Consider the following 26,506-nt stretch of genomic DNA (forward strand, 5'->3'; position numbering starts at 1 on the left):
ATAAGATACGAACGTAATAAACACAATGAGGAAAGGGGAATTTGCCATGAGAGCGCAGAACCTTACACTGTTAACCGATTTATATGAACTTACCATGATGCAGGGCTACTACGAGAACCCGTCCGATCAGATCGTGGTATTTGATGCATTTTACAGAAAGAATCCATGCGGCGGCGCATACGCCGTATGTGCAGGACTTGAGCAGGTAATCGAGTATGTCCGCGATCTTCACTTTTCGCCGGATGACATCGACTATCTCCGTTCCCTCCATATTTTCAACGATGATTTCCTGGAGTATTTAAGAGGCTTCCATTTCACCGGAGATATCTATGCGATCCCGGAAGGAACCGTCGTATTCCCAAGAGAACCGCTCTTAAAAGTTGTCGCTCCGATCATGGAGGCACAGCTTGTAGAGACCGCGATTCTGAACATGATCAACCATCAGAGCCTGATCGCGACGAAAGCATCCCGCGTTGTTTACGCGGCAAAGGGCGACGGCATCATGGAGTTTGGACTCCGCCGTGCACAGGGACCGGATGCCGGTATCTACGGCGCGCGTGCTGCCATGATCGGCGGCTGCATCGGAACCTCCAATGTCCTGACCGGACAGATGTTTGACGTTCCAGTCAAGGGAACCCACGCACACAGCTGGATCATGAGCTTCCCGGATGAGTACACCGCATTCAAAACGTATGCGAAAATGTATCCGGAAGCCTGCATTCTTCTCGTAGACACCTACGATGTTCTCGAATCCGGTGTTCCGAATGCGATCCGCGTCTTCAAAGAGATGAGAGCAGAGGGCTTACCGATGAAGGGCTACGGCATCCGCATCGACAGCGGTGACCTGGCTTACCTGTCGAAAAAAGCATATCAGATGCTCGAGGCAGAAGGTTTCGGCGATGCCATCATTTCCGCATCCAGTGACCTCGATGAGTACCTGATCGACAGCCTGAAAACCCAGGGTGCGAAGATCAATTCCTGGGGCGTCGGCACCAACCTGATCACATCCGGTGACTGGCCGGCATTCGGCGGCGTTTACAAGCTGGCAGCAGCAAAAGATAAAGATGACGCAGAATTCACACCGAAGATCAAGCTGTCCGAGAACTCCGAGAAAGTAACAAACCCGGGCAATAAGACGATTTATCGTATTTATGATAAAGAAACCGGAAAGATCCGTGCCGACCTGATCTGCCTCGCAGACGAGACCTTCGACGAGAGCAAAGATATGATCATCTTCGACCCGATCGAGACCTGGAAAAAGACGAAGATCAAAGGCGGAACCTACACCTTACGCGAGCTCCTCGTTCCGATTTTCCAGAAGGGCGCATGCGTCTACACTTCTCCATCCGTCATGGAGATCCGCGACATCTGCACCAGAGAGAAAGATACCCTCTGGGAGGAGTCCAAACGTCTGGTCAATCCGCATGAGGTTTACGTGGATCTGTCCGACAAGCTGTACCACATCAAGAGCGACCTGCTCGAGGAGATGAGCATGAAGGCTCTCGACGAGCAGTAAGAAAGGAAGTCAAATGTTAAATATAGGAAGAAAGCAAAAGCTGGTAGTAGTAAAGAAAGTAGAATTCGGTATTTATCTTGGGGAGACCCGGGAAGCAGGCGAGAAGGAACGTGTTCTTCTGCCGATCAAACAGGTGCCGGAAGGAACAAAAGAGGGAGATGAGCTGGAAGTATTTCTGTACCGCGATTCCAGCGACCGTCTGATTGCGACAACCAGAGAGCCGAAGCTGGTGCTTGGAGAGCTGGCTGTCTTAAACGTAGCTGCTACCGGAAAGATCGGAGCATTTCTGGACTGGGGTCTGGAAAAAGATCTGTTTCTTCCGTTTAAACAGCAGACCCGCCGCCTCCATCCAGGTGATGAGGTTCTGGTTTCCCTCTACATCGACAAGAGCGACCGTCTCTGCGCAACGATGAAGGTTTACCATTTCCTGAAAACCAATTCTCCGTACGTCGTAGGCGATATCGTAAAGGGAAGAATCTACGAGATCAGCGGAAACTTCGGCGTTTTCGTTGCTGTTGACGACCGCTACTCCGGTCTGATTCCAAAGAGAGAAGCTCAGGCAGACTATCACGTCGGCCAGGAACTTGAGTGCCGCGTTACCGAAGTCAAAGAGGACGGAAAACTTTCCCTGTCCGCACGCGGAAAAGCGTACGAGCAGATCGCAATCGATGCAGAGAGCGTTCTTTCTGTGATCGAGGAATTTGCAGGTGTCCTTCCATTTGATGACAAAGCATCACCGGAAGTGATTCAGAGAGAATTCGGCCTCAGCAAAGCAGCATTTAAGCGCGCGGTCGGCCATCTGATGAAAGAAAAACAGGTTGTCATCCGCGACGGTAAAATCTGGACGGCAGAAAAAGCAAAATAAGAAAAAATCGGGCACTGGACAGGAAGCACATCCTCTCCGGTGTCCGTTTTTTGTGTCAGACAGCAGATAAAATTTTGAAATTTTTTCTGCGCCCGGTTTGCGGTTGCGCGAAGAGAGGATTGCGCTTATAATATGATCTATATGACAAAAAATGACACAGGATCTGATGGAGAGCGATGAAGAAAAAGAAAAGTAAGAAAAAAACATCTTTTATTTCCAAAACCGCAATGACGGTTTTGACGATCATTCTGATTATTCTGTTTTTCTGCATTATGTCGATGGTCGAGAAAATACAGGGAACGGCCCGCGTTGTCAACTATGCCGGTCTGGTGCGCGGAAAAACGCAGCGGATTATCAAGCTGGAGGATGCGGGAGAACCGCAGGATACGATGATTGCAGACATCAACGCTTATATCGACGGTCTGCAGAACGGAAGCAGCGAGCTGGATCTGGTGCGCCTGGATGACCGGGATTTTCAGGATAAGATGACTGAGCTGGCATCGTATTTTGAAGAGCTGAAGGCAGAGATTCTTCTGGTGCGTGAAAAAGGATATGAGAATACCGCGATTATCGAAAAGAGTGAGACCTTTTTCAAAATCTGTGACGAGGCGACGGGCCTTGCGGAAGCGTATTCGCAGAGAATGGCGTCTTCGCTGAAGAAGCTGGAGCAGGTGGTAGTAGGAGATATCATCGGTCTGGTGTTTGTCATCGGCATGGAGCTGATCAAGGCCGTCCGCTATGCGGCGATGAACCGTATTCTGCAGAAGAAAGTCTATCTCGATGAGGCGACGGGCCTGCCAAATAAAAATAAATGCGAAGAGATTCTGGAGGGAAGCGACGGAGGAGAAGAAATTTCCGGCGTGTATGCGGTCTGCGTGTTTGACCTCAACAATCTGCGCACGATCAACAACAGTCTGGGTCACGACAAGGGAGACGAATATATCCGTTCCTTTGCCGTTCAGCTTCGAAAAGCAGTCCCGGAGGAGTATTTCGTCGGAAGAAACGGCGGAGATGAGTTTCTTGCCATTCTGCGCGGACTGAACCGCGAAGAAGTGGAAGCGTGCATGAATCACATCCGCACGCAGACGGCAGAATATTCCCGCCAGCACCCGGAGATGCCGATCAGCTACGCCGGAGGCTATGCACTGTCCACGGAATTTGAAGACTGTGATATCCGGGAACTGTTCCGCCATGCGGACCAGAACATGTATATCGACAAAAACCGCGCGAAGATGGAAGAAGCCGCCGCAGAGCGGAAGATCAGCCTGGAAGCGCTGGACGTCGTAAAGAAAAAGGGATACCATTTTTCCAACTGTATTTACTGCAATGCAAGACAGGACCAGTACCGGATTCTGCGTGCCGTTTCGGGCTTTTTCCTTGCCGAGGACGGCAGCTATACCGGTGCGGCCGAGCATATTGTGCAGGGCATCACGGATGAGGAAAAGAGAAAGGAAATGCGTAGAATGCTGGATCTTACCCATCTGAAGGAGTGCTATCAGAAGGGAGAAGAGAGCGTAGAAATTCTGTACGAGTATCAGGAGGGCAGCGAAGGGGAAGCGCTCTGCCGGGGAAAAGTCACCATTCTGTTCTACGACGCGGCCGAGGACGGCGGACTGCACCATTTTCTGATGGGCTTTGAGCGGTTCCGCTCCAATGAGGAAGCTGCTCGGAATGAAAAAGAACAGCTCGACCAATACTATGAACAGATGAAACAGTCGATCATTGAAAACAGCCACTACGCCGAGGCACTTCTCGAGACGGCCGAGGCCGTGTTCGCCGTTGATCTGACGAATGATTCGCTGGAGCAGATTTTTTACCACAGCGGGCAGAAGAAATTTGACCTCAATATAGATCTGCCGTGTTCCTACGAGAAATACTGCGGGGAATGCAGTGCGTTTGTCGCGGAGGAGACATTGGAATCATACCGCATTGTGGATTCCTCGAAGAAACTGCTGCAGCGCTTTGAAAACGGAGATAAGCAGGTAGTCGTGGAGTATCAGGAAGCAGATGAGTCCGGCAGAAGAATATGGTTGCAGAAGACGGTTCTTATGTCACAGGATACCGTCTACGACCGAAAGACAAAGCGGGAGAGCGTTGTGGTACACGGCATGATCCTTTTCCGTGATACGTCAGAGTTCCACAGCCGGGAAGAGAGGGAGAAGATACAGCTTCAGGATGCCTTTAGAGCTGCAGACAGTGCAAGTCGTGCAAAAACAGAATTTATGAACCGCATGAGCCACGATGTGCGCACGCCGATCAATGGCATTATGGGCATGCTGGATATCATCCGCAAAAACCGGCAGGATGAGGCAAAAGTGGACGACTGCCTCGATAAAATCAATCTTTCCGCAAGCCATCTGCTGGCACTCGTCAACGATGTGCTCGATATGAATAAGCTGGAGTCCGGAAAAGAGACGATCGAGAGCGTTTCTTTTGACCTGACGCATCTGATGGATGATGTGTCATCCCTTGTCAATGCGCAGATTACGGAGATGGGCATTACCCACCGTACGCACCGCGGTGAGCTGACGCACACGAGACTGATCGGCAGTCCGCTGCGCCTGCGGCAGATTATGCTGAATCTCTTCAGCAATGCAATCAAGTACAACAAGCCGGGCGGAATGATCGATACGTATGCGGGCGAAGTCTCCTGCGACGGAACCCGGGTCGTCTACGAGTTCCGCATCACGGACAGCGGCATCGGAATGAGCAGCGAATTTATCGAAAAAGAGCTGTTCCATCCGTTCACACAGGAGAAGTCCGGTGCGAGAACGCAGTACAAGGGAACGGGCCTTGGCATGTCGATCGTCAAAGAACTGATCGAAAAAATGCAGGGCACGATCGAGGTAACGAGCCAGCAGGGCGTCGGAACGACGTATGTATTCCGGCTTCCGTTTTACATTGACTGCGAGGGACAGCGGATTCAGGAAGTAAAGACACGGATCGCAGGAAAAGAGCTTGTCCGCTTCCACGTTCTGCTTGTCGAGGATAATGAGATCAACATGGAAATCGCCGAGTTTTACCTGACCGATCACGGTGCGACGGTGGAAGAGGCATGGAACGGCCGCGAGGCGGTCGAAAAGTATGCGGCGAATCCGCAGAAATTTGATGTGATTTTAATGGATCTGATGATGCCTGTGATGGGCGGTCTTGAGGCAGCGCGGCAGATCCGCACCATGGAGCTTCCGGAAGCAAAACAAGTCCCGATCATCCCGATGACGGCGCAGTCCTCCGAAGAGAGTAAAGAGGGATGCCGCGCAGCGGGCATGAACAGCCATCTGACCAAGCCGATCGAGCCGGACAGCCTGGTGCAGACGATCTTGGAGACAACGGAACATGCCTTTGGAAAATAGAGGAGAAAACGATGAGTTTTACGCATTTACATGTACATACCGAATACAGCCTTCTGGACGGATCGAACAAGATCAAAGAGTACGTTGCCAGAGTCAAGGAGCTTGGCATGAACAGCGCCGCGATCACCGATCACGGCGTCATGTTCGGCTGTATCGATTTTTATAAAGAAGCCCGCGCGCAGGGCATCAAGCCGATCCTCGGCTGTGAGGTTTACGTAGCGCCGGGTTCCCGTTTCGACCGCGAAACAGCCGCGGAGAGGACCGGTACTACCATCTAGTTCTGCTGGCGGAAAATAATACGGGCTATTCCAATCTGATGAAGATTGTTTCGGCGGGCTTTATCGATGGATTTTACTATAAGCCGCGTGTCGACATGGAGATTCTGGAAAAGTATCACGAGGGCATTATCGCGCTTTCCGCCTGCCTTGCAGGTGAGGTGGCGCGTGCGATGGTGCGGAACCAGTACGAGATGGGAAAAGAGGCCGCACTGCGGTATGAGAAGATTTTCGGAAAAGGCAATTTCTTCCTGGAACTGCAGGATCACGGCATCTCGGAGCAGCGGATGGTCAATCAGCAGCTGATGCGCCTCTCGGCAGAAACCGGCATCGAGCTGGTGGCGACGAATGATATTCACTACACGTACGCAGAAGATGCGGATTCCCATGATATTCTTCTGTGCCTGCAGACCGGAAAGAAGATCACGGATGAGGACCGCATGCGCTACGAGGGCGGCCAGTATTTCGTGAAATCCGAGGCGGAGATGGCATCGCTCTTCCCGTATGCACCGCAGGCAATCGAAAATACACAGAAAATTGCAGACCGGTGTAATGTGGAGATCGAATTTGGTGTCACAAAACTTCCGAAATTCGATGTGCCGGAAGGATACACTTCCTGGGAATACTTAAATAAGCTCTGCTACGACGGCCTCGAGGAACGGTATCACCCGGCGACGGATGAACTGAAAGCGCGGCTGAAATACGAGCTTGATACGATCAAAACGATGGGTTACGTCGATTACTTCCTGATCGTGTGGGATTTCATCAAATTTGCGCGCGACCACGACATCATGGTCGGACCGGGACGAGGATCGGCGGCCGGAAGTATTGTTTCCTACACCCTTGGCATCACACAGCTGGACCCGATGCGGTACCAGCTCCTGTTCGAGCGTTTCCTGAACCCGGAACGAGTTACCATGCCTGATATCGACGTGGATTTCTGTTTCGAACGCCGCCCGGAGGTCATCGACTATGTAACGAGAAAATACGGCAAGGACCGCGTTGTACAGATCGTCACATTCGGTACACTGGCGGCGCGCGGTGTCATCCGCGATGTCGGCCGTGTGCTGGATATGCCGTATGCACAGGTCGATTCGATCGCGAAGATGATTCCGAATGAACTGAATATCACGATCGACAAGGCACTGCAGATGAACCACGAGCTGCGGGAGCTGTACCAGGGCAATGAAGAGGTTGCACATCTGATCGACATGTCACGGAGACTTGAAGGTCTGCCGCGCCACACGTCGATGCACGCCGCCGGTGTTGTCATCGGCTCGCGTCCGCTGGTGGAATTTGTGCCGCTCTCCAGAGGAAGCGACGGAACGATCGTCACGCAGTTCACGATGACGACGCTCGAGGAACTGGGACTTCTGAAAATGGACTTCTTAGGGCTTCGGACCCTGACCGTCATTCAGAATGCGACAAAGCTCGCAGAGCGTTACAGCAATAAGAAAATTGATCTGCTTCACATCGATTACAACGATCCGAAAGTGCTCGGCATGATCGGCGCATCGAAAACGGTCGGTGTATTCCAGCTCGAGAGTGCGGGAATGAAAAACTTCATGAAGGAGTTAAAACCGCAGAGCCTCGAGGATATCATCGCCGGAATTTCCCTGTACCGGCCGGGCCCGATGGATTTTATTCCGCAGTACATCAAAGGAAAAAACAACCCGGAATCCGTTACGTACGATACACCGCTCTTAAAACCTATTCTGGAGCCGACGTACGGCTGTATCGTCTACCAGGAACAGGTTATGCAGATCGTACAGGCACTGGCGGGCTATTCGCTTGGACGGGCCGATCTGGTGCGCCGTGCGATGTCGAAGAAAAAGGCATCCGTCATGGAAAAAGAGCGCCAGAATTTCGTTTATGGAAACGAGGCCGAGGGCGTGCCGGGCTGTATCAAAAACGGCATTGATGAGAAGACAGCGAACAAGATCTACGACGAGATGATCGACTTCGCGAAATACGCCTTCAACAAATCCCATGCGGCGGCGTACGCGTTCGTATCGTACCAGACGGCATGGCTGAAATACTATTACCCGGTTGAGTTCATGGCGGCTCTGATGACCTCCTGCATCGATAACCCGGGAAAAGTCGCAGAGTATATCTTGAGTTCCCGCCAGATGGGCATTTCCATTCTGCCGCCGGACATCAACCGAAGCGAAGGAAAATTCACGGTGGACGGCCAGGCGATCCGCTATGGCATGGCGGCGGTCAAAGGCATCGGAAAGCCGGTCATGGAGGCGATCGTGGAGGAGCGGAGTGCAAACGGCCCGTTCCGCTCGTTAAAGGATTTCGCAGAGCGTTTAAGCGGAAAAGAAGTCAACAAGCGGACTGTCGAGAACTTTATCAAGGCAGGTGCATTCGACTGCTTCGGCGTGACGAGAAAGCAGCTCATGTTCGTCTACGCCAATGTGCTCGATGATGTGGCGCGCGAGAAAAAAGATTCGTTAAGCGGCCAGATGAGTCTGTTTGACTTCGTAGATGAGACGACCAAACGGTCGTATGAAACGGTGTACCCGGATGTCGGAGAATACGAAAAGAGTGATCTTTTGGCGCTCGAAAAAGAGGTGCTCGGCATCTACGTCAGCGGTCATCCGCTCGAGGAGCAGGAGGAGTGCTGGCGGAAGAACATTTCCGCGGTAACGACAGACTTCCAGCCGGATGAGGAGACGGGTTTCCCATCCGTCACCGACGGCGCGAAAGAGATTGTCGGCGGCATTATCACGGATAAAAAAATCAAATATACAAAGAATAACAAGACAATGGCATTTCTCACACTCGAGGACCTCGTCGGCAGTATGGAAATCGTCGTATTCCCGCGCGATTACGAGAAAAACGCAGCGATGATGCAGACCGATGCGCGTGTCTTCATCCAGGGCCGTGTTTCCGCGGAGGATGATAAGCCGAGCAAGCTGATCTGCGAGAAAATTTTCCCGTTTGCAGGCATCCCGAAAGAGCTCTGGATCCAGTTCCCGGACAAGGAAACGTACGAGAGAGAAGTGGCGGATCTGTACCAGATGCTGCATGAATCCGACGGCAAGGACAGCGTGATTCTCTACATCAAATCGATCAAAGCGATGAAAAAACTGCCGCCGAGCCGCAATGTGCAGGCAGATGCCCGTCTGGTGGCGTCACTTCAGGCAAAATTCGGTACCGGAAACGTGAAAGTTGTAGAAAAGAGTATTGAAAAAAGGGCCTGAATGCTTTAAAATAAAACTGTGTGTGATTAATAAATAAAACTACTCGTTTATTAATGTGTGTGATGAGATGGAGGAATTCATATGGCAACGACTAACAAGGTAAAGACAATCGGAGTGCTTACCAGCGGTGGTGATGCACCAGGTATGAACGCAGCGATCCGTGCAGCCGTAAGAAGAGGTCTGCAGAAGGGCGTTCAGATGAAAGGTATCCTGAAAGGCTACGACGGACTGATGAACGAAGAAATCATCGACATGACAGCCCGCGATGTATCCGACACCATCGAGCGCGGAGGTACTATCCTTTATACCGCCCGCTGCGCAGAGATGCGTACACCGGAAGGCCAGAAACGTGCTGCAGATGTCTGCAGAAAACACGGCATCGACGGACTGGTAGTTATCGGCGGAGACGGATCTTTTGCAGGAGCGCAGAAACTGGCAGCTCTTGGAATTAACACCGTAGGTGTACCGGGAACCATCGACCTGGATATCGCCTGCACAGAATATACCATCGGTTTTGATACCGCGGTAAACACTGCAATGGAAGCCATTGATAAAGTAAGAGATACTTCCACTTCCCATGAGAGATGCTCGATCATCGAGGTTATGGGACGTAATGCCGGATACATCGCTCTGTGGTGCGGTATCGCAAACGGCGCAGAGGATATCCTGCTTCCGGAGAAATACGATTACGATGAGCAGAAGATCATCAACAACATCATCGAGAACCGTAGAAAAGGCAAAAAACATCATATCATCGTAAATGCTGAGGGCATCGGCCATTCCACCAGCATGGCGCGCAGAATCGAAGCTGCAACCGGAATCGAGACCCGTGCAACGATCCTTGGACATATGCAGCGTGGAGGAAGCCCGACATGTAAAGACCGTGTATATGCGTCCATCATGGGTGCTTACGCAGTTGACCTTCTTCTGGAAGGCAAAACAGACCGCGTTGTTGCATACAAGAACGGTGAGTATGTAGATTACGATATCGATGAGGCACTGTCCATGACAAAGACTCTGCCGGAATATCAGTGGGAGATCGCAAGAGCTCTTTCTTATAACTATACGAAATAAAAAAGTATCACGAAACAGACTGTTTTTAGCAAGCAGTCTGTTTCATTGGTATAATAGCGGGAATAAAAATGTTTCCGCGGACGGAATAGAGAGACAAAATAAAAAAACAGGAGGAACTTAACAATGGTTACCTGGAACAATCTTGATAAACTGGCTTCTTTTGAGGAGCTGAAAAAAGTGGAGCGTGTCAATCTTGCCGAGGTGATGTCCGGCGAAAACGGAGCAGAGCGCGTAAAATCTTACAGCGTTCCGATGGCAGAAGGACTTGCGTATAACTACGCAGCAAAACAGGTGAATGAGGATGTCCTTGCCGCACTCGTAAAACTGGCAGAAGAGGCACAGCTTTCTGAAAAATTTGAGGAGCTTTACAACGGTGCTGTCATCAACACCGGAGAGAACCGTCTCGTGCTTCATCAGCTGACCCGCGGCCAGCTCGGAAACACCGTTACGGCAGACGGCGTAGACAAACGTGCTTTCTACGTAGAGCAGCAGAACCGCATCGCAGAGTTTGCGAACAAAGTACATGCAGGTGAGATCACCAACGCAGCAGGTGAAAAATTCACCACCGTTGTGCAGATCGGTATCGGCGGAAGCGACCTTGGCCCGCGTGCGATGTATCTGGCTCTGGAAAACTGGGCAAAGAAAAACGGCTGCTTCAAAATGGAAGCAAAATTCATCAGCAACGTTGACCCGGATGACGCAGCAGCTGTTCTGAATTCGATCGACGTAGCACATTCCATCTTCGTTCTGGTATCCAAATCCGGAACCACACTGGAGACTCTGACCAATGAGTCCTTCGTAAAAGACGCTCTGAAAAATGCAGGCCTGGATGCATCCAAGCATATGATCGCCGTTACCAGTGAGACTTCTCCGCTGGCAAAGAGCGACGACTATCTGGCAGCATTCTTCATGGATGACTATATCGGAGGCCGTTATTCTTCCACATCCGCAGTCGGCGGCGCTGTTCTGTCCCTGGCTTTCGGACCGGAAGTATTCGCAGCATTCCTCGAGGGCGCTGCAGCAGAAGATAAACTTTCTGCAAACAAAGACGTATTACAGAACCCGGAGATGCTCGATGCGCTGATCGGTGTTTACGAGAGAAACGTTCTTGGCTATCCAAGCACTGCAGTTCTTCCGTACTCCCAGGCACTGAACCGTTTCCCGGCTCACTTACAGCAGGTAGATATGGAGTCCAACGGTAAATCGGTCAACCGCTTCGGCGAGCCGGTCAATTACCCGACCGGTCCGGTTCTCTTCGGCGAGCCAGGTACCAATGGACAGCATTCCTTCTATCAGCTGCTGCATCAGGGAACTGATATCGTTCCGCTGCAGTTTGTAGGATTCCGCAATAACCAGATGGAGACCGATGTCGACATCCAGGGCAGCACCAGCCAGCAGAAACTCTGCGCAAACGTAGCAGCTCAGATCGTTGCATTTGCCTGCGGTAAAGCAGATGAGAATAAAAACAAAAACTTCGAAGGCGGCCGTCCGTCCAGCATCATCATCGGAGATCAGGTAAATCCGAAGACGCTGGGAGCACTGCTTGCACACTTCGAGAATAAGATCATGTTCCAGGGATTCCTGTGGAACGTAAACAGCTTCGACCAGGAAGGCGTACAGCTTGGTAAAGTCCTTGCAAAACGCGTTCTGGCTCACGAGACAGACGGAGCACTGAAAGTATTCAGCGATCTGCTCAACATCTAAGAAGTTTAAATCAGAAAATTTAAGATATGAAAAGGCGGCATACCGGATTTTCTTTCTGAAAGTTTCAGGGGGAAAACGGTATGCCGCCTTTTTTATTACTATATTATGGGGTTATCCCAGCTTCGCCGGAAGCGACGAGGACACTGTGGACTGATGCTCCTGCCGGAACTGCCGCGGGGTGATCTGATACCGTTTTTTGAACGTACGGATCAGGTGGCTGCAGTCTGCAAAGCCGGTCTCGGTGGCAATAAAGTTCAGGTCATAATCGGTAAAGAGGAGCAGGTTCTCGACCTTGTTCAAACGGATAAATTCGATATACTGCTTGCAGCTCTGCCCATAGTGTTTTAAAAACAGCTTGGCAAAGTACGAATAGCTCATATTGTATTTATGCGCCAGCTCTTCGATGTTGATATTCTCCTGTGAATGACGGTCGATGTAGACGAGAATGTCCTGCATACTTTTCTCTTCACTCTCGGAGATGGTTTCGAGATCAAAACAGATTCCCTGGCAGTGCCACGTCCGCAGAAAGCGCAGGAACAGTGTCGAAAACAGCGAATAAATATACGCGTCGTAGCCGTACTGTTTTGCATGGGATTCTTTTTCAATGGTTGTAAAAAAATCGTTCAGGTCGAGCCCCGGAAGATCCGCCTGCGTAAAGAGCAGGGAAGGATGCGTCATGGAGGCAACCTTATGGAACGCAAAGCTCAGGTTCGGAAGATAGCTTCCGGTGAGATGAATCCGGTTCAGATTGAATTTTACGCAGAAAAAGCGAAACGGTTTGTCATGATCCGCGGCAAGCGCATGGACTGCCTGCGGCGGAAAAAGGATGAAAGAGCCGGCCTCCATCGGATAGACAACATCGTTGCAGCTCACAAGGAGCGAGCCTTCCTGCAGATAAAGTACTTCAGTAAAATAGTGCCAGTGTGATACCACCGGCATGGAAAAGGTTTCCGAGCTGCAGGAAAATGCCTCGATCGGTGAGCGCAGGATATCACTGTATTCAAATAGATTTTTCAAAAGTAAATTCCTCCTGTTCCGGTTAAAAAGTTCTGCAAAAAATTACGAGGATTATTCAAAAGAATCGTGCATGAAGATAGAAACGTTCTATTTTTATACAGTCGCATTATATCATAATGAAATGAAAATTGATACAATGGCGAAAGCATTTGAAAGAGAAAAATGCAGAAACCTTTTGATTTTCAGAAGATAAGGGGGGATATGAAAAAATGAAAAGCAGCACAAAACCATTCCCGAAAACTAAAATCCAATGGCTGTGGGAAAACATGGAAGGAAAGCGTGCGCTGTATCTGATCGGCATGATCGGAACGGTATTATATAACGTTCTGCAGCTTACGATTCCATATTTTTCGGGAAAAATTGTTGACCTGTTTCTGACAGGTGAAAATGCAGTGCAGAATCTGCAGACACACCGGGATCTGTTTTACCGCCTGTTGATCGCGATGATTGGCTTCACGTTTCTGCGTGTCGTTATTGTCTACGGCAGCTGTATGATTTACGAGCACGTATCACAGAGTGTCCTGTACCGGGTGCGGAATTACCTGTATGACAAAATCCAGCGGCAGGATATGACGTTTTACAGCACATACCGTACCGGCGATCTGATGACGCGTCTGACCGGAGACCTCGATGCCGTCCGCCATATGGTCGCATGGGTCATCCGAATGGTGATTGAGTCGTTTTCCCTGTTCGCGGCAGCGGCCATTTTCTTCCTGTACACGAACTGGAGCTGGCGCTCTGCATACTTGTGATTTCGCCGTTCGTATTCTGGATCATCTACCTGTTCCGCAACCGTGTTGCCCCGATGCATGCGGCACTGCGTGAAAAGCTGGCACAGATGAATACGTGTGCGCAGGAGAATATCTCCGGAAACCGCGTCGTCAAGGCGTTTGCAAGAGAAGAGTACGAGATCGAGAAATTCGACCGCGCTAATACCGATTACGCGGAGACAAACAAAGCAACCGCGATGGTATGGCTGAAATTCTTCCCGTTTGTCGAGAGTATCGCTAACCTGATGCCGGTTGTCCTGCTGGCAGTCGGCGGTGTCTTTATGATTAAGGGCCAGCTGACCATGGGTGATTATGTGGCATTCTCCGGCCTCATCTGGGCAATCGCAAACCCGATGCGTCAGATGGGAAATATCATGAACGAGTTCCAGCGGTTCTCGGCGGCTTCAAAAAAAGTCATGGAGCTGTATTACTCCGAGGCGAAGATCAAGGACGAGGAAAATGCAGTGGCACACCCGGAACGCTTCGAGGGAAAAATCGAGTTCGACAACGTTTCGTTCCAGTATGAGGACGGTGATCTGCCGGTTCTGCATAACATTTCGTTTACGGTTAACCCGAATGAGACCGTGGCGGTCATGGGAGAGACGGGATGCGGAAAGACATCCCTCATCAACCTGATTCCGCGTTTCTACGAGCCGACAGAAGGTCAGATCCGCATCGACGGTATTCCGGTGGAAGATCTGAAGCTGTATGACCTCCGGAAACACATCGGACTTGCGACGCAGGATGTCCTGCTGTATTCTGATACGATCGAGGGCAACATTGCTTACGGCGATGACTCGATCAAGATGAATGAAGTCATTAAATTTGCAAAATATTCTGCCGCGGCAGACTTTATTTCGAAGATGCCGGAGGGCTATGACACTCTGGTCGGTGAGCGCGGCGTCGGTCTTTCAGGCGGCCAGAAGCAGAGAATTTCCCTGGCGAGAGCGCTGGCCATCCGTCCGTCGATCCTGATTCTTGACGACACGACATCGGCCGTCGATATGGAGACGGAAAAACAGATCCAGCATTCCTTACGAGAACTGGATTTCCCGTGCACGAAAGTTATCATCGCGCAGCGAATCTCCACCACAAAGACGGCGGACAAAATTATCGTGCTGCAGAACGGTTACATCAAGGAGATGGGAACGCACGAGGAGCTGATGGAAAAGAAGGGCTATTACTACGAACTGGTGAAACTGCAGACCGGTGTGGATGAACTGTAGGAGGGGGAAGCAATGGCAAAAAATACATACAAGCAGGATGAAGTGCTCGAAGAACCTTTTGACATCAGACACTTACTCCGGGCATCATCTTATATTAAAAAATACGCGGGCCGGATGGTTGTGGCGATTCTCTTGAGCGGCATCGGCGGCGCGTTCGGCTACGTTGCGCCGATGATTATCCAGCGGGCACTGGACCTTGCGATTCCGGACAAAAACGAGAAACTTCTGTTTTCTCTGGTCGGAATGCTCGTCGGCATCTACGTCGTCAGCGTCATTTTCACGACGATCCGAAGCCGTATCATGGTGGATGTCAGCCAGAATATCATCTACGATATCCGAAAAGACCTGTTTGAGCATCTGCAGGAGCTGCCGTTCCAGTATTACGACGACCGCCCGCACGGCAAAATTCTGATCCGTGTGGTCAACTACGTCAACTCGGTATCGGATATGCTTTCGAATGGACTGATCAACATTGTGCTGGAGTGTTTCAATCTGCTGTTCATCGTCATTTTCATGTTCCTGGTCGATGTGCAGATGGCGCTCGTCGTTCTCTGCGGCGTGCCGGTACTGTGCGTGTTCATGGTCTGGATCAAGAATAAACAGAGACGAGCATGGCAGGCAGTTTCAAATAAGAACTCGAACCTGAATGCGTATCTGCAGGAAAATATCGTCGGAGCCCGCATTACGCAGATCTTTGCGAGAGAGGATGAAAATGCGGAGATTTTCAAAGATCTTTCACAGGACTGCCGCAGAACGTGGAACACGGCGGTGCGTTATTCCAACCTGGTATGGCCGGGCATCGATTCGATTTCCGTCTGCGTGCGCGCGGCGATCTTCTTAGCAGGCCTTGTGCTGTTCGGACAGGGCAGCAAATCACTTGGTACCATCGTGGCGATTTCCAGTTACGCATCGTACTTCTGGCAGCCGATTATGAACCTTGGAAATATCTTCAACAACTTTATCAACAATATCGCTTACCTGGAGCGTATCTTCGAGACAATGGACGAGCCGGTAACGGTAAAAGATGCGGAGAACGCCGTAAAAATGCCGGAGATCCGCGGTGAGGTGACGTTTGACCATGTCAACTTCTCGTACGATGAATCGAAGCAGATTTTAAAAGACGTTTCGTTTACGGTAAAACCGGGTGAGAGTGTGGCGCTTGTCGGACCGACGGGAGCCGGAAAGAGTACGATTGTAAATCTGATCTCCCGGTTCTACAATGTCAACGGCGGCCGCGTCCTGATCGACGGCCAGGACATCTCACAGGTGACAATTCATTCGCTGCGTGAACAGATGGGTATTATGATGCAGGACAGCTTTATTTTCTCGGGAGACATCGAGGACAACATCCGCTACGGAAAGCTGGATGCGACACGGGAAGAGATCGTGAAGGCAAGCAGAACCGTCTGCGCGGATGAGTTCATCAGCAAAATGCCGGACCGCTATCAGACCGAGGTGCGGGAGCGCGGCTCCATGCTGAGCCAGGGCCAGAAACAGCTGATCTCGTTTGCGAGAACGCTGCTTTCGGATCCGGCGATTCTGATTCTCGATGAGGCAACCTCGAGTATCGACGTGCAGACCGAGAAAGCACTGCAGACGGGCCTCAATGCGATGCTGAAGGGCAGAACATCGTTCATTATCGCCCACCGTCTGTCCACGATCCGCAACTGCGATAAGATCATGTATATTGACAACGGCGGTATCATGGAAAGCGGAACGCACGACGAACTGATGGCAAAGAAGGGATATTACTACAAACTGTATACGGCACAGCTCGACGAAGTACAGAAAGCGGGCTGACCCATACTTCAGGATGATAAAAAAGGCTTCTGCCGGCGGATGAAAATCCGGGGCAGAAGCCTTTTGAAATTGCGTGATATTTTATTTTCCGGAGAAGTATTTCTCTTTGATGATCTCAACCGGCATATCCTCGCCAGTCCACAGTTTGAAGGAAGCAGCTCCCTGGTATAACAGCATGTACATACCGTTTCCGGTCTTGCATCCAGCCTCTTTTGCCTCACGCAGCAGGCGGGTTTCCTGCGGATTGTAGATCACATCGAAAACGAAGAGGTCTTTGTGGAACATCGTTGTGTCGGTGATGATGGTGTTCTCGGTTTTTGGAGCCATTCCGACGGAAGTTCCATTGACAAGAATGGCGCTGTCTGCGATGGATGCGCGAAGGACTTCCGGATCGGAGAAGTCGTGCAGGGTAACCTTGCAGGAAGTACGCTCATTGAGTTTTGCAACGATTTCCTCGGCTCTTCCGAAGAAATTGTCTCTGACGTTGAATACATTGATCTCAGCTACGCCGTCGAGGGCTGCCTGTACCAGGATTGCAGTAGCAGCGCCGCCGGCACCGAGCAGAGTCATCTTTTTGCCGATGATGTCTACGCCGTTTTCTGCAACTGCTCTCATGAAGCCGACACCGTCGGTGGTGTAAGCGGTGAGAACGCCGTTGTCGTTGACGATGGTATTACATGCGCCGGAGATCTCCGAAGCAGGAGAAACCTTGTCTGCCAATTTGCACATGATATTTTTGCCAGGCATGGTGATGTTCCAGCCTCTTGCACCCATGGTGCGGAGTCCTTCGACTGCCTGCGGCATTTTGTCTTCCGGTACATCAAAGGCAAGGTAGCTATAATCAAGGCCGAGCTGGTCGCATGCTTCGTTGTGCATTTCCGGAGAAACACTGTGTGCAACCGGGCTTCCGAGTAAACATAATAATCCGGTGTGTCCTGTGATGTGTTTTGACATAATTTGAAATCCTCTCTCTCCTCGTATTTCAGCATGATGATAAATCGTGCTGTAGCGCTTTAAACTGCTACTATATGAAGTGAATTATACTCCAGATGCCGAAAGAAAGCAAGAAAAAAAGAGGAAATGACGCAAAGTTCATTTCCTCTTTTCGTGTTGGTTTTTGATTAAGGTTTAAGATGGAAAAGATTCGCCCGGAAATCAGATTCCAAGTTTCTCTTTCATGTAGTCAACCGGGGTATCTTTTCCGGTGTACAGCTTGATTGCGATGAGTGCCTGGAACAGCATCATGCCCATGCCGTTGAATACTTTCTCACATCCTGCTTCTTTTGCCTGTTTCATCATAACGGTTTCGCGCGGAGCGTAAACGGTATCCGTTACGATGAGATCTTTTTTAAAGAAGGAAGGATCAGGAATGTTGGAAAGGTCTTCGAGTGGATGCATTCCTACGCCGGTAGCATCGCAGAACAGGTCAGCTGCGTGCATTTTTTCTTTCAGGAGATCTTTGTCTGCCAGGTCGTTCATGGTAGCCTTGCAGTTGGTGTTCTTGTTGATCAGATCAACAATTTCCTCTCCACGGCTGTAGAATTTGTCTTTGATGTTGAAGATTTCAATTTCTGCAACGCCATCCAGAGCACCGCGCACTGCAATTGCAGTAGCAGCACCGCCGGTTCCGATCAGGACCATCTTCATTCCCTTGAAATCGATGCCTTCTTCGGTCAGTGCCTGCCAGTATCCCATACCATCGGTGTTGTAGCCTTTCAGTTTGCCGGTTACCTGACCGTTTTCGTCGCGGAGGTTGACTACGGTGTTGATAGCGCCGCATAACTTAGCTGCTTCATCTACCTCGTCCAGATATTTGTGGACAACAGTTTTGTTTGGCATGGAAATATTGGAACCGAGCATTTTCAGCGCGCGGATACTCTGCACAGCATCTTTTAAAGAATCGTTATCAACTTCGAAAGCAAGCTGAATGACGTCATCTCCGTTTTTGTCGTATGCAAGGTTGTGGGTTGTCGGAGACTGGGTGTGACGGATCGGGTAAGCCATTAATCCAACTAATTCGGTATGTCCTGTTACGTTTGGCATGATATTTTCCTCTTTTCTTTTTTCATGCTGCGCTGTTGTCATTGATGTTGGAGTCAAAAGGTTTTTTGACCTTTTGACCCTGGTATCTTGTCAGTTTGAAAAAGAAACAGCGTAGCAGATGATATACAGTTTTTGTCGGGCTGCTTAAAGTAGTGGAATCGTTATCGTTCCCTTATGCAGTGAAACACTTGTTATTTCGCTGGGTAAGAAGCGATGCTGGGGATTACTCAAGCGGCTCCAGATGCAGGTATCCCTGGGATTCCAGTACGTTCAGGATAGCGCGCCTTCCATGGTACCTTCCATGATACGGCGTGCACGTACGGAATCGCCGATGGTGTATACATAAGTATTGGTATCAGCGAATGCTTCCTGGATCTCCGGCAGAACCGGGTTGTTGGAGCGCATTCCAAGGCAGTTGAATCCGTAATCGAATTCAAGATCTTGAATAGTTCCGTCTGGAAGTTTTACGGTGAATGCGTTTTCTTTTACTTCCTGAAGAGCAGTGTTGACATATTCTTTTACACCGTATTTGTCGTGGGTCTCACGCATGGAGCATTTGGTGATCGGGTCTGCAAGCATACCGATCTGCGGCAGCATATCGATGATGGTACACTCAGCTCCTCTTGGTGCGAAGTACTCGATAACGTCAAGTCCTACGGAACCGCCGCCGACTACAACGACTTTCTTGCCCTGACAGGCTTCTTCCGGATATTTTCCAGCGTTTACGTTGTTGATCATACCAAAGATGGTATCTACGTTTCCGGCTTCGATGTTCTCTTTCAGGCCTTTGATCGGCGGAACAAGCGGAACAGAACCAGTAGCATTGACAACGATGTCTGGTTTGAACTGTTTGATTTTATCTACGGTAGCTTCCGTGTTGAGGAATACATACAGGTTTTTCAGTCTTGCAGCTCTTGCCTCAAGGTATTTCGGGAAATCTTTCATACGGGTCTTGCTTGGAAGATCGGAGATGAAAGTGGAAAGACCGCCGATGTGGTCGTTTTTCTCGAGTACGAAAACGTTGCATCCGACTTCTGCTGCGGTGCAGGCTGCTTCCATACCGGCAGTACCGGCGCCGACAACAACAACGTTACAGTTTTTGTTCACTTTCAGTGCTTTGTAAACATCGCCTTCCGGAACAGCCGGGTTTACGGTACAGCGGATCGGGCGGTTGACACCGATACGATTTCCGGCACATCCGACGTTACAGGAGATGCATTTTCTAAGGATATCTTCCTCGCCGTTTTCCACCTTCTTTACCCAGTTCGGCTCAGCGATCAGGCCGCGTCCCATGCCGACGATATCTACATCGCCGCTTTCGAGAACTTTTTCAACGACCTTCGGATCACGGTAGTTACCAGCGTTGATGACCGGTTTTTTGAATTTGTCTTTTACGGCTCTTGCCATGTAGGAACGCCATCCATCTGGCAGGAAGTTGGAGTCGATCTGATACTGAAGAGATGGGTTCAGACCGCAGGATACGTCGTACATATCTACGAACTCATCCAGGTACTCCAGGTACTCGAGCGTATCTTCCAGCGTATTTCCACCCGGAACACGCTCCTCGGCAGAGATACGAACGATGATCGGGAACCACGGTCCAACGTTTTTCCGTACTTCTTCCAGTACCATACGCGGGAAACGCAGACGGTTTTCTACAGAACCGCCGAACTCGTCTGTTCTCTTATTGTAATACGGGGAGATGAACTGGCTCATCAGGTAGGAATGGCCGCAGTGGATCTCGATGGCATCGAAACCGATGGCCTGCACACGTTTTGCGGCCTCGCCGTATTTTTTTACGGTTGTCATGATTTCTTCTTTTGTCATCGGACGAGGGGTTTCTCCGCCGGCTTTTGTCGGGATGTTGGAAGAAGAAACGGTTTCCATACCGGTTCTTGCGGAAGATGCGGAAGCTCCGGCGTGGTTGATCTGGATCGCTACGGTAGCACCGTTTTTATGAAGGTTTTCGACTAACTGATAGTAGCGCGGCATAAAGCTGTCGTGGTCGATACGGATCTGGCTGGTTCCGTTGGAACCGACCGGGTACTCGATGTTGGCGTTCTCCAGAATAATAAGACCAACGCCGCCTTTTGCGCGGAGAGAGTAGTAGTTCATATGACGGTTACTCATTTCACCGCTTGTCTCACCGTAGTTGGTTCCCATCGGGGTCATTGCAATACGGTTTTTAATCGTTGTTCGTTTGATGGTAATTGGCTCGAAAATTTTTGGGTAAGCACTCTTCATGAAAATTTCTCCTTATTCATTACATGAGCGGTAATCCTCTGTTTGTGACAAATCCATCATAACTCTTTCGACTAAAAATTAACAATATCTTTCAGATAAACTTTCGATACGTTTTCGCTATCATTTTCGGTCTCTTCAATAATGTCAGCGTGCTGTTTCATATATTCGGTAAACCGTTCGACAGCCGGAAGCCGGTAGCGGTTCTTCATCCAGAACATAAAGGTCTGATGATAAATCTCGAGACCGTTCAGCGTGTGGATACGGATGCCGTCTGCCTGTTCCAGAATATCGGTTCGCGGCATAAGCGCGATACCGAAATTTTCACGCACCAGTGCCACAATCGAATATTCATCCGGGCATTCCATGATAATATTCGGATGAAGCTGATATTTTCGGTAGAGATGACCGGTATAAGCTCCCATCCAGGAGGCGCGGTCGTAGCCGATCACCGGATAACGGGTAAGCTTTACAAGCGGAACTTCCGGTTCATCGGCAATCGGATGATGTTCCGGGGACACGATGACAAGCGGCTGCTGGATCAACGGAAAAAACTCCATGTCGTCGCGCTTTAAAAAGCCGCCAAACCCAAGATCGAGTTCACCGGATTTCACCTTCTGTGCAATGGCAGGGGTATGGTTCTGCCAGAAGCTAAAGGCAACGTTTTTATTTTCTTCTTTGTCCAGAAAAGTGCGGACATTGTGCGGAATATAATGTCCTGCAAGTGGAAAAATATAACCGATGTTGATTTTACCGCCACCGGAGGCGAGCTCTTTCATTTTACCTGTCGCAATATCACAGTCACCTGCGATCCGGTCTGCATGCTCCAGAAAAAGGCGGCCGGCATTGGTAAGGACAACACCGCGCCCTTTCTTTTCAAACAGCGTGATCCCAAGCTCGCTTTCAAGGGCGGCCATGGAACGGCTCAGGGATGGCTGGGAAATATAAAGCTCCTCCGCTGCCTGGTGATAATTTTCCAGCCGGGCAACCTTTCGGAAATAGAGAATCTGATTCAGTGTCATGTGGTTTTTCCTCCTGAAAAAATGATTCCGTAAGAAAGTCTTTGCTTCCTCTTATTATGATAACTCAAGTATACCACATCAATGCATTCAATGCATTGGTTTTTTCCCTTAAAAGCATTAGACCGTACACGTTTTCACTGTTAAAATAAAGGCAAATGTTATTTTTTTAACATTCACGAAACTGGTAATCTGTTGTTTGTGACAAAACAAAAGGATGAACCGAACAGAGGAAAAAGACAATTTGACCTCAACATAATCTATTTAAAAAGGAGAGAAACCATGAACAAGAAATACCTGCCAAGTGCATTAATTCTGTACTTGAACTACTTTATCCACGGTGTTGGATGCTCCATCCTGGGCCAGGCAGTCATCAAAGAGGCTCTGGCAGCAGCTTGGGGAGTGGAAGCAATGGCAATTACCGCAATTTCCGCAGCACTCGGTCTTGGCCGTCTGATCGCACTGCCATTTGCAGGTCCTCTGTCCGACAAACTCGGACGCCGCATTTCCACTGCAATCGGAAGTGCTTCCTATGCAATTTACCTGATCGGCCTTGCTCTTGCATTTAATGCAGGAACACACGGCGGTTACACCATCGCTTACGTATGCGCCATCATCGGCGGTATCGCAAACTCCTTCCTGGATACCGGTATTTACCCGGCAGTATCCGAGATTATTTACAAAGCTCCTGGCGTTGCTACCATGGGAATCAAATTCTTCATCGCAATCGCTCAGATGCTGCTTCCATTTGTTCTTGGTGTAGCTGTTACTTCTACAGCAGCAGGCCTTACCTCCTACAATCCGTTATTCTACGGATGCGGAATCGCTTATATCGTACTTTTTGTACTGGTATTCCTGTTCCCGCTGCCAGACGCTGACCAGAAAGCATCCGGCAAAAAAGAGGGCCTGATCGACAGTCTGAAACATACACATTTCTCCTTCGAATCCATCGCCATGATCCTGATCGGATTCACCTGCACCGGTACCTTCCAGCTGTGGCTGAACTGTGCACAGAACTTTGCAAAAGAGAATGTAGGCTGGGCTGATCCGTCCATCATGCAGACCTATTATTCTGCAGGAACCATGCTGGCACTGATCGTAACAGCGTTCCTGACCAGAAAAATCAAAGATGTTCGTTTCATCGTTGTTTACCCGGCCATTTGCCTTGTAACTATGATTGCTGTCCTGATGGGACAGAGTAAACCGCTGATGATTGCCGGTGCTTTCATTATCGGATGGGCAGGCGCAGGCGGACTGCTTCAGATCGCAACTTCCGTTTGCAATATGCTGTTCCCGAAAATCAAAGGAACCGTAACCGCATTGGTTATGATTGCATCTTCTCTTTGCAACTACACCATCCTGACCGCAGCATCTAAAATGCAGCCGTCCGGCGTTATGACCATGAACATCGTTCTGACCGCAGTTGGCGTTGCACTTGGACTGTTTGTAAACATTCGCTATAAAAAAATGGTTGAACTTGCGCAGCAGGACAACTAAAATGAGATTAAGGATTGCGGAGTACGAAGAGCCAAGTAATCCAGGCGTGAAAAAGAAAAGCCTGCAAAAGAAAAGTCAGGGTTAATATTGAAGAAAGAAGGAAAAACACATGAATACAGTAAAAGTTCGTGATATTGAAATCGGTGCCGGTGCACCGAAGATCATCGTTCCGATCGTAGGAGTTACCAAAAACGATATCATCGAAGAAGCAAAAACCTTCCATTCGATTCCGGTTGACGTTGTAGAGTGGCGTGTAGACTGGTTTGAAGGCGTATTCGACTTCGCACAGGTAGAAGATGCATTAAAAGACCTTCGTGCAGCACTCGGCAATATTCCGATTCTGATGACGTTCCGTACCTCCAAAGAGGGCGGCGAGAAAGCTATCGAGCCGGAAGCATACGCTGAGCTGAACATCAAGGCAGCACAGACCGGATACGTTGATCTGATTGACGTTGAGATCTTCACCGGAGATGAGATCGTAAAGAAAATCATCGACGGCGCACACGCTGCAGGCGTAAAGGTTGTTGCTTCCAACCATGATTTCTTCAAAACTCCTGCAAAAGCAGACATCATCTACAGACTGCGCAAAATGCAGGATATGAACGCAGATATTCCGAAGATCGCTGTTATGCCGCAGAATAAGAAAGACGTTCTGACCCTGCTTGCGGCAACAGAGGAAATGACCACCAATTATGCGGACAGACCGATCATCACCATGTCGATGGCAGGCACCGGCGTGATCAGCCGTCTTTGCGGTGAGGTGTTTGGCTCTTCCATGACCTTCGGCGCGGCAAAGAAAGCATCCGCACCGGGTCAGATGGGTGTGAATGATCTGAGCACCGTTCTGGATCTGCTTCACAAAGCCATGTAACCGTTTTTTCTTTATGGGACACCGGTATTTTTAGCTTTGCTGTTGATGCCGATGTCCCTTTTGTATTATTGTTCTGTTATAAATTTAACGGAGGTATGCCTTTTATGAAGAGAGTATTTCACTGGCTGGATGAAAACTTGGAAGAATTTCTTCTTGTGATCGGTCTGATCGCCATGACGCTGATCATGGGAATTCAGGTTTTCTGCCGCTACGTCCTTGGCATGTCGCTGTCGTGGTCGGAAGAGCTGACCAGATATATTTTTATCTGGTGCGGTTTTTTAAGCGTCAGCTACTGCAGCAAAAAATGCCTTTCCATCAAGATCGAGCAGTTTGTTGCGATTTTCCCGCGGAGAGGAAAAGCCATCTTCAAAATTGTGAATCATACATTTGAACTGATTTTTTTCATCTATATGATTCCGTTTGCTTTTTCCTATATGATGTCGTCAGTTAAAAGCGGCCAGCTTTCCCCGGCCTGCAAAATTCCGATGTACTTTATCCAGGCAGCACCGCTCGTCTCCTTTGTGCTGGTTGCATTCCGTGTTTTGCAGCGGTGGATGATCGAGTTCCGTGTGGCACGCGGTGAGAACGTTTTCGACCCGGCCCATCCGGAGCGAAATACGCCGGAATCCTTCATCGAGGCAAATGCCGGAGCAGATAACGCCACAGAAAATGCCCTGAACGCGGGTATCGACAACCGCATCCATACGATTAAAAATTCGAATGAGGAGGAACGCTAATGCCAGTCGTAGTATTATTTCTGATTTTTGTTGCATTGCTGGTCATCGCTGTTCCGGTATCGATTACCCTTGGAATCACATCTGTGCTTCCGTCGGTGTTTGACCCGTCCTTTACGGTAGGAGCCAAATATCTGATCCGTGCCATGTTCGGAGGACTCGATTCCTTCCCACTGCTGGCAGTTCCGATGTTCGTCCTCTCCGGTATCATCATGGCTAAGGGAGGCATCTCCAAAAAACTGTTTGATGTCTTTGCCTATTTTCTCGGAAAATTCACCGCAGGTATGCCGTGCGCGGTTATCGTCACCTGCCTTTTTTACGGTGCGATTTCCGGTTCCGCTCCGGCGACCGTTGCCGCTGTCGGAAGCATGACAATCCCGATTCTGACTACCCTTGGTTATGATCTGACATTCTCCACAGCGATTGTGGCAGTTGCCGGCGGCCTTGGCGTTATCATTCCCCCGAGTATTCCGTTCATCATGTACGGTATGGCTTCCGGCGCTTCGGTCAGTGACCTGTTCCTTGCCGGAATTGTACCGGGTCTGATGATCGGTCTGCTGCTGATGGTTTATGCCGTTTATCACTGCAAACGGTATGGGGAGGACAAAGAGAAGATCCATGCAGAAGTCAAAGTGCTGCATGACAAAGGCCTGCTTCGCGTTTTAAAAGAGAGCTTTTTTGCACTGCTCAGTCCGGTGATCATCCTTGGCTGTATCTACAGCGGTGTCGCTTCCCCGACTGAGGCGGCTGTTATCTCCGTATTCTATGCATTGATCATCAGCCTTTTTGTGTACAGGAGTATCCGCATCCGCGACATCTGGTCCATTCTGGTTGAGGCGATTCGTACCTTCACCCCGATCCTGTTTATTCTGGCGGCATCGACGGCATTTTCCCGTGTGCTGACGCTGATGCAGGTACCGCAGACGGTCAGCGAGTTTATCCTGAACAACTTCCACAGCCCGGTTGCGATCCTTCTGATCATCAATGTATTCCTGCTGATTGTCGGAATGGTTATGGATACGACACCGGCGATTCTGATTCTGACGCCGATCCTTCTGCCGATTGTACAGGCGATCGGCATGAATCCGATTCAGTTTGGTGTCATCATGGTTGTCAACCTTGCGATTGGTTTCGTAACACCGCCGATCGGCGTCAACCTGTTCGTGGCAAGCTCCCTGACCGAGGTTCCGGTCATGCAGATCGCAAAGAAGGCTATGCCGATGATCGGTTTCTTCCTCGTGGCACTGCTGCTGATTACGTTTATTCCGGCGATTTCGATTGGAATTTTATAG

The 26,506-nt window shown here is 49.8% G+C and carries 15 protein-coding genes and 3 pseudogenes; 13 read left to right on the forward strand and 5 right to left on the reverse strand.

The annotated features are described in order from the left end of the window. Nucleotides 1–46: 46 nt before the first annotated feature. From DWZ60_RS06100 to DWZ60_RS06125, 6 genes and pseudogenes are all read left to right on the forward strand, one after another. On the forward strand, nt 47–1,516 hold the full coding sequence (locus DWZ60_RS06100) for a nicotinate phosphoribosyltransferase (RefSeq protein ID WP_119221388.1): 1,470 nt from the start codon (nt 47–49) through the stop codon (nt 1,514–1,516). A 13-nt stretch (nt 1,517–1,529) separates the two neighbouring features. Continuing rightward, nucleotides 1,530–2,381, forward strand: coding sequence for a CvfB family protein (locus tag DWZ60_RS06105; protein WP_022462037.1), 852 nt, complete (start codon nt 1,530–1,532; stop codon nt 2,379–2,381). 176 nt (nt 2,382–2,557) lie between these two features. Beyond that, a complete protein-coding gene (locus tag DWZ60_RS06110) occupies nt 2,558–5,734 on the forward strand; it encodes an ATP-binding protein (RefSeq protein WP_119221389.1) in 3,177 nt (1,058 codons plus the stop codon). A gap of 11 nt (nt 5,735–5,745) precedes the next feature. Further along, nucleotides 5,746–9,218 (forward strand): annotated as a pseudogene (locus DWZ60_RS06115) (DNA polymerase III subunit alpha). Between the two features lie 81 nt (nt 9,219–9,299). Further along, a complete protein-coding gene (gene pfkA, locus DWZ60_RS06120; RefSeq protein ID WP_022462041.1) occupies nt 9,300–10,292 on the forward strand; it encodes a 6-phosphofructokinase in 993 nt (330 codons plus the stop codon). Nucleotides 10,293–10,415: 123 nt separating this feature from the next. Further along, a complete protein-coding gene (locus DWZ60_RS06125) occupies nt 10,416–11,996 on the forward strand; it encodes a glucose-6-phosphate isomerase (RefSeq protein ID WP_022462042.1) in 1,581 nt (526 codons plus the stop codon). A 111-nt stretch (nt 11,997–12,107) separates the two neighbouring features. On the opposite strand, the gene DWZ60_RS06130 is transcribed toward DWZ60_RS06125, so the two are convergent. Then, nucleotides 12,108–13,013, reverse strand: coding sequence for a helix-turn-helix domain-containing protein (locus DWZ60_RS06130; protein ID WP_147397725.1), 906 nt, complete (start codon nt 13,011–13,013; stop codon nt 12,108–12,110). Between the two features lie 299 nt (nt 13,014–13,312). On the opposite strand from DWZ60_RS06130, the pseudogene DWZ60_RS17950 reads away from it, so the two are divergent. The 3 genes and pseudogenes from DWZ60_RS17950 to DWZ60_RS06145 form a co-directional block, all read left to right on the forward strand. Beyond that, nucleotides 13,313–14,058 (forward strand): annotated as a pseudogene (locus tag DWZ60_RS17950) (ABC transporter ATP-binding protein); the annotation flags it as partial. Between the two features lie 318 nt (nt 14,059–14,376). Then, on the forward strand, nt 14,377–15,009 hold the full coding sequence (locus tag DWZ60_RS17955; RefSeq protein WP_243038235.1) for an ABC transporter ATP-binding protein: 633 nt from the start codon (nt 14,377–14,379) through the stop codon (nt 15,007–15,009). Nucleotides 15,010–15,021: 12 nt separating this feature from the next. Then, entirely contained in the window at nt 15,022–16,809 is a 1,788-nt protein-coding gene (locus tag DWZ60_RS06145; RefSeq protein WP_119221392.1) for an ABC transporter ATP-binding protein, read from the forward strand. Nucleotides 16,810–16,890: 81 nt separating this feature from the next. On the opposite strand, the gene aroE is transcribed toward DWZ60_RS06145, so the two are convergent. From aroE to DWZ60_RS06165, 4 genes and pseudogenes are all read right to left on the reverse strand, one after another. Further along, a complete protein-coding gene (gene aroE, locus DWZ60_RS06150; protein WP_055218962.1) occupies nt 16,891–17,763 on the reverse strand; it encodes a shikimate dehydrogenase in 873 nt (290 codons plus the stop codon). Between the two features lie 201 nt (nt 17,764–17,964). Continuing rightward, entirely contained in the window at nt 17,965–18,855 is an 891-nt protein-coding gene (locus DWZ60_RS06155) for a quinate/shikimate dehydrogenase (protein ID WP_334294803.1), read from the reverse strand. Between the two features lie 220 nt (nt 18,856–19,075). Next, nucleotides 19,076–21,096 (reverse strand): annotated as a pseudogene (locus DWZ60_RS06160) (oxidoreductase). Between the two features lie 71 nt (nt 21,097–21,167). Continuing rightward, the gene (locus DWZ60_RS06165; protein ID WP_119221393.1) at nt 21,168–22,115 is read right to left on the reverse strand and encodes a LysR family transcriptional regulator; all 948 of its coding nucleotides are present in this window, start codon (nt 22,113–22,115) and stop codon (nt 21,168–21,170) included. Nucleotides 22,116–22,394: 279 nt separating this feature from the next. On the opposite strand from DWZ60_RS06165, the gene DWZ60_RS06170 reads away from it, so the two are divergent. From DWZ60_RS06170 to DWZ60_RS06185, 4 genes are all read left to right on the forward strand, one after another. Further along, the gene (locus DWZ60_RS06170) at nt 22,395–23,609 is read left to right on the forward strand and encodes an MFS transporter (protein WP_055226273.1); all 1,215 of its coding nucleotides are present in this window, start codon (nt 22,395–22,397) and stop codon (nt 23,607–23,609) included. A 109-nt stretch (nt 23,610–23,718) separates the two neighbouring features. Further along, entirely contained in the window at nt 23,719–24,480 is a 762-nt protein-coding gene (aroD, locus tag DWZ60_RS06175; RefSeq protein ID WP_055226275.1) for a type I 3-dehydroquinate dehydratase, read from the forward strand. A gap of 104 nt (nt 24,481–24,584) precedes the next feature. Next, nucleotides 24,585–25,217 carry a TRAP transporter small permease gene (locus tag DWZ60_RS06180; RefSeq protein WP_117510066.1) on the forward strand — a complete coding sequence of 211 codons (633 nt, stop codon included), beginning with the start codon at nt 24,585–24,587 and terminating at the stop codon, nt 25,215–25,217. Further along, nucleotides 25,217–26,506, forward strand: coding sequence for a TRAP transporter large permease (locus DWZ60_RS06185; protein ID WP_118601316.1), 1,290 nt, complete (start codon nt 25,217–25,219; stop codon nt 26,504–26,506). The genes DWZ60_RS06180 and DWZ60_RS06185 overlap by 1 nt, the downstream gene beginning before the upstream one ends.

The organism is Blautia sp. AF34-10 (assembly GCF_003477865.1).
In the GTDB taxonomy this organism is placed as follows: Bacteria; Bacillota; Clostridia; order Lachnospirales; family Lachnospiraceae; genus Fusicatenibacter; species Fusicatenibacter saccharivorans.

What these genes read in the sequence shown, in the direction of transcription:
- DWZ60_RS17955 (WP_243038235.1), top strand. Translation starts at nt 14,377, where the DNA reads ATGGGAGAGACGGGATGCGGAAAGACATCCCTCATCAACCTGATTCCG.
- aroE (WP_055218962.1), bottom strand. Translation starts at nt 17,763, where the DNA reads ATGTCAAAACACATCACAGGACACACCGGATTATTATGTTTACTCGGA.
- DWZ60_RS06145 (WP_119221392.1), top strand. Translation starts at nt 15,022, where the DNA reads ATGGCAAAAAATACATACAAGCAGGATGAAGTGCTCGAAGAACCTTTT.
- DWZ60_RS06125 (WP_022462042.1), top strand. Translation starts at nt 10,416, where the DNA reads ATGGTTACCTGGAACAATCTTGATAAACTGGCTTCTTTTGAGGAGCTG.
- DWZ60_RS06165 (WP_119221393.1), bottom strand. Translation starts at nt 22,115, where the DNA reads ATGACACTGAATCAGATTCTCTATTTCCGAAAGGTTGCCCGGCTGGAA.
- DWZ60_RS06185 (WP_118601316.1), top strand. Translation starts at nt 25,217, where the DNA reads ATGCCAGTCGTAGTATTATTTCTGATTTTTGTTGCATTGCTGGTCATC.
- pfkA (WP_022462041.1), top strand. Translation starts at nt 9,300, where the DNA reads ATGGCAACGACTAACAAGGTAAAGACAATCGGAGTGCTTACCAGCGGT.
- DWZ60_RS06105 (WP_022462037.1), top strand. Translation starts at nt 1,530, where the DNA reads ATGTTAAATATAGGAAGAAAGCAAAAGCTGGTAGTAGTAAAGAAAGTA.
- DWZ60_RS06100 (WP_119221388.1), top strand. Translation starts at nt 47, where the DNA reads ATGAGAGCGCAGAACCTTACACTGTTAACCGATTTATATGAACTTACC.
- DWZ60_RS06170 (WP_055226273.1), top strand. Translation starts at nt 22,395, where the DNA reads ATGAACAAGAAATACCTGCCAAGTGCATTAATTCTGTACTTGAACTAC.
- DWZ60_RS06110 (WP_119221389.1), top strand. Translation starts at nt 2,558, where the DNA reads ATGAAGAAAAAGAAAAGTAAGAAAAAAACATCTTTTATTTCCAAAACC.
- aroD (WP_055226275.1), top strand. Translation starts at nt 23,719, where the DNA reads ATGAATACAGTAAAAGTTCGTGATATTGAAATCGGTGCCGGTGCACCG.
- DWZ60_RS06180 (WP_117510066.1), top strand. Translation starts at nt 24,585, where the DNA reads ATGAAGAGAGTATTTCACTGGCTGGATGAAAACTTGGAAGAATTTCTT.